General features: G+C 70.6%; 9 protein-coding genes. 6 read left to right on the forward strand and 3 right to left on the reverse strand.

The window, feature by feature from the left end; all coding sequences use genetic code 11:
* Nucleotides 1-938: cation:proton antiporter (locus I5I_RS15155; protein ID WP_083868051.1), on the forward strand; the 938-nt coding region annotated here is incomplete at its 5' end.
* Here I5I_RS15155 and I5I_RS15160 read toward each other — a convergent pair.
* The 3 genes from I5I_RS15160 to nrdI all read right to left on the reverse strand — a co-directional run bounded on the left by I5I_RS15160 (nucleotide 919) and on the right by nrdI (nucleotide 3190).
* Nucleotides 919-1311 carry an HsmA family protein gene (locus tag I5I_RS15160; RefSeq protein WP_036321710.1) on the reverse strand — a complete coding sequence of 131 codons (393 nt, stop codon included), beginning with the start codon at nucleotides 1309-1311 and terminating at the stop codon, nucleotides 919-921. The genes I5I_RS15155 and I5I_RS15160 overlap by 20 nt on opposite strands.
* Nucleotides 1312-1334: 23 nt before the next feature.
* The gene (locus I5I_RS15165; RefSeq protein WP_036321711.1) at nucleotides 1335-2681 is read right to left on the reverse strand and encodes a flavin monoamine oxidase family protein; all 1347 of its coding nucleotides are present in this window, start codon (nucleotides 2679-2681) and stop codon (nucleotides 1335-1337) included.
* A 68-nt stretch (nucleotides 2682-2749) separates the two neighbouring features.
* Complete coding sequence (gene nrdI, locus I5I_RS15170) at nucleotides 2750-3190, reverse strand: class Ib ribonucleoside-diphosphate reductase assembly flavoprotein NrdI (RefSeq protein ID WP_036321720.1); 441 nt, start codon at nucleotides 3188-3190, stop codon at nucleotides 2750-2752.
* A 194-nt stretch (nucleotides 3191-3384) separates the two neighbouring features.
* Between nrdI and I5I_RS15175 the strand changes: the two genes are divergently transcribed.
* From I5I_RS15175 to I5I_RS15195, 5 genes are all read left to right on the forward strand, one after another.
* Entirely contained in the window at nucleotides 3385-4860 is a 1476-nt protein-coding gene (locus I5I_RS15175) for a class I adenylate-forming enzyme family protein (protein ID WP_051039668.1), read from the forward strand.
* A 114-nt stretch (nucleotides 4861-4974) separates the two neighbouring features.
* Entirely contained in the window at nucleotides 4975-6816 is a 1842-nt protein-coding gene (locus tag I5I_RS15180) for a DUF3556 domain-containing protein (protein ID WP_083868052.1), read from the forward strand.
* A complete protein-coding gene (locus tag I5I_RS15185; RefSeq protein ID WP_036321729.1) occupies nucleotides 6813-8231 on the forward strand; it encodes a phytoene desaturase family protein in 1419 nt (472 codons plus the stop codon). Before I5I_RS15180 ends, I5I_RS15185 begins: the two co-directional genes overlap by 4 nt.
* Complete coding sequence (locus I5I_RS15190; protein ID WP_083868053.1) at nucleotides 8213-9526, forward strand: PucR family transcriptional regulator; 1314 nt, start codon at nucleotides 8213-8215, stop codon at nucleotides 9524-9526. The genes I5I_RS15185 and I5I_RS15190 overlap by 19 nt, the downstream gene beginning before the upstream one ends.
* A gap of 51 nt (nucleotides 9527-9577) precedes the next feature.
* Nucleotides 9578-10453 (forward strand): hypothetical protein, encoded by an 876-nt coding sequence (locus tag I5I_RS15195; RefSeq protein ID WP_036321712.1) that lies wholly within the window; start codon nucleotides 9578-9580, stop codon nucleotides 10451-10453.
* The last annotated feature ends 104 nt before the right edge of the window (nucleotides 10454-10557 follow it).

Genomic DNA, 10557 nt, shown 5'->3' on the forward strand with positions numbered 1-10557 from the left:
GGGGCGCGCTGCAGGCCGTCGTGGTCGGCGTGGTCGCCGCCTTCGCCGGCTGGGGACTCGCGACGCTGTTCGACACGGGGCACGCCGCCGTCTACGCCGTGGTCATGGCGTCGTCCTCCGCCGCGCTCGTGCTGCCCGCCGTCCAGCAGACGCGTCTCGGAGGTGCGCCGCTGCTGGCGACCATCGCGCAGGTCGCGATCGCCGACACGGCCTGCATCGTCGCCCTGCCCCTCGCGATGGACCCGGAGCGTGCACCGGTCGCGGCCCTCGGCGCGCTCGGCATCGCCGCCGTGGCGCTGCTGCTGGCGCTGGGGCTGCGGTGGGGCGCGCGCGGCGACCGGTGGAAGCGCCTGCGCGAGACCAGCAAGACGCACGAGCTCGCGATCGAGCTGCGCGTCAGCCTCATCCTGGTCTGCGCACTCGGCGCCCTCGCCACCGTCTCGCACGTCTCCGTGCTGCTCGCCGGTTTCGCCGGCGGTCTGGCGGTCGCCAGCGCCGGGGAGCCGCGGCGACTCGCCCGACAGCTGTTCGCGGTGACGGAGGGCTTCCTCTCGCCCCTCTACTTCGTGTGGCTCGGCGCGTCGCTCTCGCTCGGCAGCCTCGTCGACGCGCCCGCGTACCTCTGGCTAGGAGTGCTGCTCGGGGCGGGTGCGCTCCTCGCGCACCTGTCCGGGGTGCTGCTGCGGCAGCGTCCGCTGTGGGCCGTGATCGCCGCCGCCCAACTCGGCGTCCCGATCGCCGCCGCCACGATCGGAGCCGAGACGGGAGCGCTCACCGCGGGGGAGCAGGCGGCGCTCGTGCTCGGGGCGATCGTGACGATCACGGCGCTGGCGGCATCCACCGCGGTCGCCTCCCCGCGCACGGCGGTTCGTGCCGAGGGTGCGGATGCCGCCGACGGCACGGATGCCGCGTCGAGCGTCAGCCCGCCATCGCGCTGACCGCGCCCGCGACGTAGGGGATCAGCCAGATCGCCCAGACGACGATGCTGAAGCGGTGGAACGCGCGCTTCTCGTTCTCGCGGCCCCGCACCAGCACGATGATCGCCCAGATCAGGTGGATCGCCATGAGGACGATCGCGGCGGTGCCGGTCCAGGCCATGAGGGTTCCCGCGGCCGTCTCGGCGACGCCGTCCGCGCGCCGGTCGGCCGCGATCTGCGTCATGAGCAGGGTGCCGGTGGTGTCGGCGGCGAGGCCGAGGGCGAACATGCCGGCGTGCCACCAGCGCAGCGTGCGCTGGATCCGCTCCGCCCAGACGCCGACGCTGTAGAAGACGAGGGCGGCGGTGATGATGACGATGGAAAGTGGAAGCATGCGGCCACTCTACGCCGAATCCTTCAGTTGTATTGAAGGTTTTCGGGGGCGCGCCACAGCTGCTCGATCGGCACGCCCGTGCCGAGCACGTTCTGCGCGGCGCGGTGCCCCGAGCACAGCGCCGCCGTGACGGTCGCCGGGTCGTCGGTCCACGTCGCCTCGCCGGCCAGGTGCAGCACACCGCCGACCGGTGTGGCCAGGGTGTCGTGGTCGTCGGTCGTCGACCCGGGACGCATGTAGGCGTACGAGCCGCGCGCGTAGGGGTCGTCCTGCCATGCGGTGCGCTGGACGGCCACCGGATCGGGGACGTCGCTCCCGTACAGGCGTCGCAGCTGCGCAATCACGGAGGCGACGACCTCCGCATCCGGCTCGTGCCGCGTCGCGACCGCCGCCGGTCCGGCGGCGAAGGTCAGCAGCGTCGGCTCGCCGTGCAGCGCGGTCAGGTCGTACCAGGAGTGCCACCACCGCCCCTGGGGCCCCTGCTGGCGGACGGCGTACACGTCGGAGTCCCAGAACCGCTCCGGGAAGCGCAGGAACAGCTTCTCGAACGCGTTCATGCGCAGCCGGCCGAGCGCGCCGGCCACCGGCTCGGGCAGGGGCGGCTCGATCGCGAACGACGCCGATTGCAGCACGCCGACCGGCACGGTCACCACGACATCCCGGCTGGTGAACGCGCCCCGGTCGGTCGTCACCGTCACGCCGTCGGCGCCCCATCGCACGCGGGAGACGACGTGGGCGAGCCGGATGTCGAGCCCGCGCGCCAGGCCCGTGGCGAGGGCGTCGTAGCCGTCGGGGAAGACGACCTCGTCGCCGTCGATCTGGTCGTCGTCGAGGCCGTGGGCCGCGAGATCGCCGATCGCCGCGCCGTACTGCTCTTCGCTGCGGTGCGCCAGGTACTCGCGCACGCGCTCGGCCCGTTCCGCCTCCCAGCCCTGGGCGGCGAGGGCCGCCTCGGTCACGTCGCGGTAGGTGGCGTCGGGCGCGGATGCCGCGATCAGCGGCACCAGGGCGGCATCCACGGCACGGATGTCGGCCACGTACGCGGCCGCTTCGTCGGTGCTCAATCGCCGCCCGTCGGGGGAGTAGTGCGCGATCGGTCGACTGTTGGGCTGGTAGCCGCCGACCGTGAACTCCACGGTGCGCATGCCGAATGCGCTCGCCGCGGCGGCCACCGGGCTGTCGGTGATCCCGTGGATCCACGAGGCGCCCCGGTCGGTGACGCGCCCGTCGGACCGATCGGTCCAGACGCGGCCGCCGATGCGATCGCGCGCCTCGAGGACGACGGTGCGCCGTCCGGCATCCGTCAGCAGGCGCGCCGCGGCGAGCCCCGAGATCCCGGCACCGATGACGATCGAATCGAATGCGGCCACGGCGCGTCCCTTCCTCCCGGCGGCGCCTCCTTCGGCGTCGTAGGAGCGACGTTAGCGCGCGGGCCCGCTCATCCGGTGCTGCGCACGTCGTCGAGGGCCGCGTCGAGGGTCGCGAGGATCGCCGCGCACCGCTCGACGTCCTCTCGCGTGCCGGACAGCTCGAACTCGAACAGCACGGGCCGGCCCGACGTGTGCGACAGCTGGCGGGCGGCGGCTTGGTAGTAGTCGCCGAAGTTGCGGTTGCCCGACCCGATGATCCCGACCATTCGTCGGCGCGTCATGGGCGAGCGCAGGAACGCCCGCACCCCCGCGGGCAGGGTCACCTCATCGGCATTGCCGGCCTTGTACGACGGCGTCAGCAGCACCCAGGGGCCGCTGGGCTCGCCGCGACGGACATCGGAGCGGGCCAGATTGAGTACGCGCCGGCCGTCGATCCGCGCGAGAGCCTCCGCGAACCGCCCGGTCAGGTTCGACGACGAGGAGTAGTAGTACACGGGGATCTTCCGCATGTCGCCAGTCTGATCGGATGTCGTCACGCGCGCTGGCCGCATCGGCGTGACAAACCCGGTTCGTCGGCACACTCGCCTGTGCACAGTGCACAAGGGGCAGGCGGTATTGGGCCGTTTCTGCCGATGGCTGGTTTTTACCGGCGGCTTACTCTGACGTGACCACCCGCTGTCAATGTCGACGAGGAGGACGACCCATGACCGTGCACCCCCATTCGCGTCTGCCGCAGCTGCCCTGGAACGGTCCTGCGGCCGGAACCGATGCCCCCGCCGTCCGCGATGTGCGTCGTGAGCTCACCTACCGAGGCCTCGAGCGCGAGGCGGCCGGGTTCGCGGAGCAGCTGCGCTCCCTGGGCATCGGCGACGGAGCTGTCGTCGCCGTGATGCTGCCCAACTCGATCGAGCTGCTCGTCGCCATCCTCGGCGCGTGGCGCGTGGGCGCGGCGGTCACTCCCATCAATCCGACCTTCACCCCGCGCGAGGCCGGGTACCAGATGTCCGACTCCGGCGCCCGGCTCCTCGTCGGCCCCGTCCTCGACGGCATCGATGTTCCTCGCCTCGGCGCCGACGATCTCCAGCGCGAACCGCAGCTGGCCGTCGCCGATCCGCGTATCGAGCCGAGCCGTGTCGCGCTGATCGTGTACACGAGCGGATCGACCGGCCAGCCCAAGGGGGTCATGCTCGACCACGAGAACCTCGAAGCGATGGCGACGCAGATGGCGACGCATTTCCAGCTGAGCCCCCGCGACCACGCGCTTCTGATCCTCCCGCTGTTCCACGTCAACTCGATCTGTGTCACGTTCCTCGCACCACTGAGTGTCGGAGCACAGGTGACAGTGCTGGAGAGGTTCGCCCCGGCGGCTTTCATCGACGCCGTCGAGCGATACCGGCCGACGTACTTCTCGGGGGTGCCCGCGATCTTCGCCCACCTGTCGGCGCTGCCCGACGAGGTCGCTCTGGACGCGTCGAGCCTGCGCTTCGCGGTGTGCGGCGCGGCCCCGGTATCCGCCGAGCTGCTGGCGCGCTGCGAAGAACGTTTCGACATCGCGATCACGGAGGGCTACGGACTCACCGAGGGCACCTGCGCGTCCGCGTGCAATCCTCCCCAGGGCCTTCGAAAGCCCGGCACGGTCGGACCCGCCCTGCCCGGGCAGCAGATCCGCATCGTCGACGAGCAGGGCCGAGAGCTGCCGGTCGGACAGCGTGGCGAGGTGGTCATTTCTGGTCCGACGGTGATGCGGGGCTACCTCGGGCGCCTCGATGCGACGGCGCAGGCGATTCGTGACGGGTGGCTGCACACCGGCGACATCGGGGTGCTCGACGCCGACGGCTATCTGACGATCGTCGACCGCATCAAGGACATGATCATCCGCGGCGGCGAGAACATCTACCCGAAAGAGATCGAGTCGTTCCTCGCCACGCACCCCGCCGTGCTGGAGTCGGCCGTCGTCGGCAGACCCGACGCCATCCTCGGCGAAGTGCCGGTGGCGCAGGTGGTGCTGCGTCCGGATGCCGCGGACACGACCGTCGACGAACTGCTCGCGCACTGCGCGACGGGGTTGACGAAGATCAAGATCCCGGTCGCGCTCGAGATCGTCGACGCGCTGCCGCGAAACCCCGTCGGCAAGATCGACAAACCTGCCTTCCGCCGCATGCTTCTCGCCCAGGTCTGACCTGCGCCGACGCGTCTCGGATGCCGCTGCCGCGGCACCCGATGCTCGCGCGCGCGTCACCGGGCTCCACCACATCCCTTCCAGACCTCGAAACCCATCACCGAAGGAGTTGACATGGGATTCAAAACCGGCGACTTTCCGCCCGTCGATCTCGACACGTTCCTGCACCGTCCGCTGCGCGACCGTGTCCGCACCCTCGCCCTGCACTGGGCGGAGTACGGCTTCGGCTCGCCCCGAATGATCGCGACCACCTATATCGCGAAGGTGGTGTTCGTCTGGGGCCTGCTCGGTGCGGTGATCATCACCGCGACCAGCGGCGTGGGGTGGTTCTGGCAGGCCGAGCTGTGGTGGAACCAGCCCATCGTCTACCAGAAGGCCATCGTCTGGACCATGCTCCTCGAGGCGATCGGTATCGCCGGATCGTGGGGCCCGATGGCCGGCAAGTTCACGCCCATGACGGGCGGGATCCTGTTCTGGGCGCGGCCGGGAACGATTCGGTTGCGGCCGTGGCGCTGGGTTCCGGGCACCGCCGGTGACACCCGCACCGTCCTCGACGTCGCGCTCTACCTCGGCTTCCTTGCCGCCCTCGCCACCGCGCTGTTCATGCCCGGCACGCCCTCTGCGTCGCTGGCGGCGATGCTTCCCGAGAACACGAGCGGTCTGGTCCAGCCTGCGCCGGTGATCGCCGCCATCGTGCTGTTGGTGCTCGTCGGAGTGCGCGACAAGACGATCGCGCTCGCCGCGCGTATCGAGCAGTACCTGCCGGCGCTCGTGATCTTCGTCGTCCTGCCGTTCACCGACATGATGATCGCGCTGAAGATGCTGATCGTCATCGTGTGGGTGGGAGCGGCGGTCTCCAAGTTCGGCAAGCACTTCGTCAACGTCATCCCGCCCATGCTCTCCAACACGCCCTTCTGGCCGCCGCGGTGGCTCAAGCGCGCGCACTACCGGGACTTCCCGCGCGATCTTCGCCCCTCGAAGCTCGCCGGCTTCATGGCGCACGTGATGGGCACCACCGTCGAGCTCCTCGTCCCCCTCGTGCTGCTGTTCTCGACCAACCGCATCGTCACGCTCGTCGCGGTGGTCATCATGGTCGGATTCTGCCTGTTCATCGTCTCGACGTTCCCCCTGGCCGTGCCCCTCGAGTGGAATCTGCTGTTCGCGTTCGGGGCGGTGACGTTGTTCCTCGGATTCCCCGCATGGCAGGGTTACGGGGTGTTCGACTTCTCGGCCGCGTGGATCGGCGCCGCCGTCGCCATCGCGCTGCTGTTCTTCCCGATTCTCGGCAACCTGCGTCCCGACAAGGTGTCGTTCCTGCCCTCGCTGCGTCAGTACGCGGGCAACTGGGCATCGGCGATCTGGGCCTTCGCGCCGGGCGCCGAGGCGAAGCTCGATGCGGTGGTGCGGCCGACCCGCAACCAGATCGATCAGCTGCAAGCGATGGGCTACCCGTACGCCGTGGCCGAGATCACGATGCAGCAGACGATCGCGTGGCGGTCGATGCACAGCCAGGGCCGCGGGCTGTTCTCGTTGGCCTACCGCACCCTTCCCGACATCGAGACGCGCACGATTCGCGAAGGCGAGTTCGCGTGCAACTCGCTCATCGGGTTCAACTTCGGCGACGGTCACCTGCACAACATCGACCTCATCCGCGCTCTGCAAGCGCGCTGCCGTTTCGAGCCGGGAGAGTTCATCGTCTTCTGGGTGGAGTCGCAGCCCATCCACAAGACGACGCAGGCGTATCAGATCATCGATGCCGCTCTCGGCGTCATCGAGCGAGGAACGTGGAAGGTCGCCGATGCCGTCGCGGCGCAGCCGTGGCTTCCCGATGGTCCCATCCCGATCGAGGTGCAGTGGCGCGCTCAGACGGTGCCGGCGACCTCGGCGACGAACAGCACGCGCGTTCCCGCGTCCGCCGACGGTCGCGACGTCCGGGCGAGAGCCTCGCAGTCATGACCGGCGCGGTGGTGGTCGGCAGCGGGCCCAACGGGCTCGCGGCCGCCACCGTGCTCGCGCGCGCCGGCGTCGAGGTCACGGTCTTCGAAGCCGATCACGTGCTGGGCGGCGGCGCGCGTTCCGGTCCGAGCCTGGTTCCCGGACTCGTCCAGGACCACTGCTCGGCGGTGCACCCGATGGCCGCGGCGTCCTCCTACATCGCCTCCTGGCAGCTTGACGAGCGCGGTGTGCAGTGGGCGCGGGCGCCCTACGATGCGGCGCATCCCTTCGACGACGGCGATGCGGCGCTGCTCAGCCAGTCGATCGAGGAGACCGCCGACCGGCTCGGCGCCGACGGGCGAGCATGGCGCACGATGTTCGCCGCGCCGTCAGATCGATTCGCCGATCTGACCACCGACATCTTCCAGCCCATGATGCGGATGCCGCGCCACCCGCTGCTGCTGGCGCGCTTCGGCGCCGTCGCTGCTCTCCCCCCGACCTGGACGGCGCGGGCGCTGCGCACCGAGAGGGCCCGCGCACTGTTCACAGGTGTCGCCGCGCACGCGATCAACCGCATCGACGTACCTCTCGTCGGCGGCATCGGAGCCGGGATCATCACGGCTGGGCACGCGGTCGGGTGGCCGGTCGTCGCCGGAGGCACCGGCGTGCTGACCGATGCGGTCATCGCGGGCCTTCGCGAGCTCGGGGTGCGCTTCGAGACCGGTGTGCGGGTGAGGAGTCTGCGCGATCTTCCCCATCACGAGGTCGCGATGCTCGACGTTCATCCTCACGAAGCCGCGCGCCTGCTGGGCGAACGGATGCCGCGGGCCGCGCGTTCGGCCTACCTTCGCTTCCGCCCCGGGCCGGCTGCGTTCAAAGTCGACTTCGCCGTGCACGGTGCCATCCCCTGGCGAAACCCCGAGGTCGGGCGCGCGGGAACCGTGCACCTCGGGGGGACGGCACGCGAGATCGCGGACGTGGAGACGGAGATCGCGAAGGGTCGCATGCCCGAGCGCCCGTTCGTCCTCGTCGGGCAGCAGTTCGTCGCCGACCCCACACGCGCCGCGGGCGACATCGTGCCCGTGTACGCCTACGCCCACGTTCCCGCGGGATACACAGGCGACGCGACCGCGGCGATCATCGCGCAGATCGAGCGGTTCGCCCCGGGGTTTCGGGAGCGCATCGTCGCCACGGGTGTGGTCACCGTCACGGAGATGGCCCAGCGCAACCCGAACTTCGTCGGGGGCGACATTCTCACCGGAGCGAAGACCCCGCTCCAGTTCCTGTGCGGGCCCCGGCTGAGCCCGTTCCCGTACGATACGGGGGTGCCCGGCAGCTACCTCTGCTCGGCGGCGACGCCGCCCGGACCCGGCATCCACGGGATGAGCGGGGTCAACGCCGCACGTCGCGCACTGCGATGGGCGCGGTCCCAGTGAGCGCGATGGCGACGGCAGCCGCGGGTCGAGAAGACCTCCGGCCTTACCTCGCTCAGGTCGCGTCGCAGCTGGACGGGCGGCTCCCGGAGATCGTCCGTGAGATGCGCGACCTGCTGGCCACCAGTATCGGTCCCCTCGGCGGAGATCCGCAGCTCGTGGAGATGCTGCAGGCGAGCATCGAGGGCAACGTCTCTACGATCTGCCATGTGCTCGGCAACGACATCAGCCTGGAGAACCTGCAGCCCACGACCGCGGCCGTCGAGTATGCGGCGCGACTGGCTCAGCACGACGTGCCGGTGTCCGCTTTGACTCGGGCGTACTACCTCGGCCAAAGCATGTTCCTGCGGCTCGGGATCGACGCCGTCGAGAAACTGCCCGTGCGCGACGACCAGCGGATCGAGCTGGTGCGCAGCGTGGCCGACGTCGTGCACCGCTACATCGACTGGATCCTGCAGTACGTCTCGACCGTGCACGAGGCCGAGCGGCGCCGTTGGTGGAATGCGCGTGCGACGATGAACGTCGCCGCGGTCATGAAGATCCTCCACGGCGATGTACGCACGGCCCATGCCTTCGAAGCAGAGACGGGCTACGCGCTGGATCAGACGCACGTCGCCGTTATCGCGTGGGTCGACGGCGTCGCGGACGATGCCGACCAACAGCGCATCGAGCAGACTGTGCGACGCATTGCCGCCGAAGCGGGCACGCCCCAGGCACCGCTGTCCGTCGCCGCGGACCGGGGGACCGCATGGGCGTGGATCGCGACGCGCGCGTCGGTCGCCGAGGTGCGCGCCGCCGCAGAGCGAGTCGCGGCGCAGTGGCCGCGTCTGCGGCTTGCTATCGGCGACGCCGGAGTCGGCGTGCGAGGCTTCGTGGCCTCGCACGAGGCAGCGGCCTCGGCACGGTTGGTGGCGCTGTCGACCGCTCAGGGCCGAGAACGTGCGGTGGTGGCCCACACGGACCCCGGTGTGGTGCTGCTGGGACTGTTCGCGGCCGACCCCGGCGCCGCGCGATCCTGGGCCGCGGGAGTCCTTGGCCCCCTCGCCGAGCCGGGAGAGCAGGCGGTGGCTCTGCGTGCGACGCTCGCCGGCTACTTCGCGAATGGTGAGAACGTCATGCGCACCGCCGACGCGCTCGGCCTCCACCGCAACACGGTTCGCGCGCGCATCTCGCGCTGCCTCGACGGCCGAGCGGAACCCTACGATTCCATCGAGATCGCGCTGGCGCTCAGACTCTTCGACGCGTTTCCCATCGATCAGCTGACTGCTCGCGCCTCATCGCAGCAGCCGCAGCTGTGACCGGCGGCAATCGGTCGCATCCGGCCCACGGCAGGGGCCTACACTGACCGCATGCAGCGGTCCGACTCGCCCGATGTCCGGCACCGCCGCGCCAGGGTGTCGATGGGGGTCGCCCTCGTCGTCGCCGCCCTCACCGCGTGCACGCCCGTGCCTCCCGTGCCCGCCCCTGCGCACATCAGCGTCTCGGTGCAGCAGAACAGGCTGGACATCGCGCGCGGCAAGATGTCGGTCGTTGTGCACAACGACGGCGCCGATGCGGTGACGCTCACCGCTCTGACGTACGCCGACCCGCACTGGGCGTCCGTGCTGCAATGGGTCGGCGCGCTGCCGGTGCCGCCGGGCCGAGCCCGCTCGGTCACCGCCGACCTGATGTCGCCCGCGTGCGCAAGCCCGACGGATGCCGCGGGCACGGCGCATCTGGTCTTCCAGACCGACCGCGGCGCGGCATCCGACGAGTACGCCGTCGACGACCCCTTCGGCTTCGTCGCGCGCGCCGTGCAGCAGGGGTGTTTTGCGAGCCGGTTCGCGGCGACCGCCGCCGTCGATCTCGTCGACGTCGCCACCGTGACCCGCGACGGTGCCGCGGTGGCGGAGCTCACCGTGCGCATCGCCAACCACGGCGCCACGTCCGTGCGGCTCGACACCGTCAAGAGCACCACCCTGCTGCAGCCGGCCGCCGGCGGATGGCTGTGGCAACCGGCCCAGGTCGTGGCGGCGGGGGAGAGCCTCACGCTTCGCATCGATGCCGTGCCCGCCCGCTGCGACATGCATGCGATCGCCGAAGACAAGGTCGGCACCCGCTTCGACGCTGCGGTGTCGGTGCTGAGCGACCCGATCGACAGCGGCACCCTCACCCTTGTCGCCAGCGACGAGCAGCGCTCCCGCCTGTACGACTTCGTCGCCTCGGCGTGCGGCTTCGCCCCCTGACCCTCCGTCGTCTCTCGGCTCATGGCCGGCGCGGTCACAGCCGGTGGCTGTCGAGCCAGGCCATCAGCGCGGACTCTAGAGGATCCCCGGGACCGAGCTCGAAT

Source organism: Microbacterium sp. B24, assembly GCF_000333415.1.
GTDB lineage: Bacteria > Actinomycetota > Actinomycetes > Actinomycetales > Microbacteriaceae > Microbacterium.